General features: G+C 59.3%; 1 pseudogene. It reads right to left on the minus strand.

Annotation, left to right across the window (positions count from 1 at the left end):
* Window positions 1-820, minus strand: a pseudogene (locus tag B5F54_RS17170) (relaxase/mobilization nuclease domain-containing protein); the annotation flags it as partial.

Below are 820 nucleotides of genomic sequence, written 5' to 3' on the forward strand. Positions count from 1 at the left end.
CATTCAGCGTCGCGGCCATTTGTTTGAGGTTGTGCATGGTCGCCCAGCGTTCATAGCCCCGGCCTTTGCCCTCGGCTTTCTTCTGCTCAATGTCCACAAGCCGCTGTACATTCGGAGCGGTTTGAGGGGCTTTTGTGGGCTGTATGTCGGTTTTCCCATGCCGGGGATATTCGGGTATAGCCGCGGCCTTTTCTGCGGCTCTGGCGGCGTTCCGCTCCAAAACGGCAAGGACAGCGGCGCGGTCAAAATCGTCGCCCAGCTTGCGGGCGGTAATGGGCTTTGTCCTGTCCGGCGTGAGATAGGATAGCCGCCCCCGGCTCTCCTTAACGGTCACACCCTCCCGCAGCAGCAGAGAAGAAAACTCGTCAAAGCCGGTGGCGGTGGCAAGGGCTTCCCGTATGGTCTGCCGCAGCTTCTCCTTGTTCGTTTCAAACTTGGTCTGCCGGGGCGTGATACCGCCTGCAATCATGGGGGCGTTCTGCTTGTCCAGCGCGGCCTGTCCCTTTTTCTGCGCCCAATACTCCCGGTCTGTGACGCGGTTCTTGCTGCCGTTCAAGAGGTCGATTTGGTAAAGCCCCTCCCGGTGGCACATCTCCATGACTTCGGACTTGAAGTAGCGCAAGGCCGCGTCAGTACAGCGGTGCTTGCAACCGGCTTTCGTGTCGGCTGGCCTGTCCATGTAGGGCAGGAACGGCACTTCCTCTATCCGCAGGCTGTTAATGACGATATGCACATGAATGTTTCCGCTGTGGTTATGCCCGTCCGGGTGGGTGCATACAAGGGCTTGGTGGCCGGGGAAATGCTCGGCGCAAAACTTCTC

Origin of the sequence: Anaeromassilibacillus sp. An250, from assembly GCF_002159845.1 — a bacterium.
Taxonomy (GTDB): domain Bacteria; phylum Bacillota; class Clostridia; order Oscillospirales; family Acutalibacteraceae; genus Anaeromassilibacillus; species Anaeromassilibacillus stercoravium.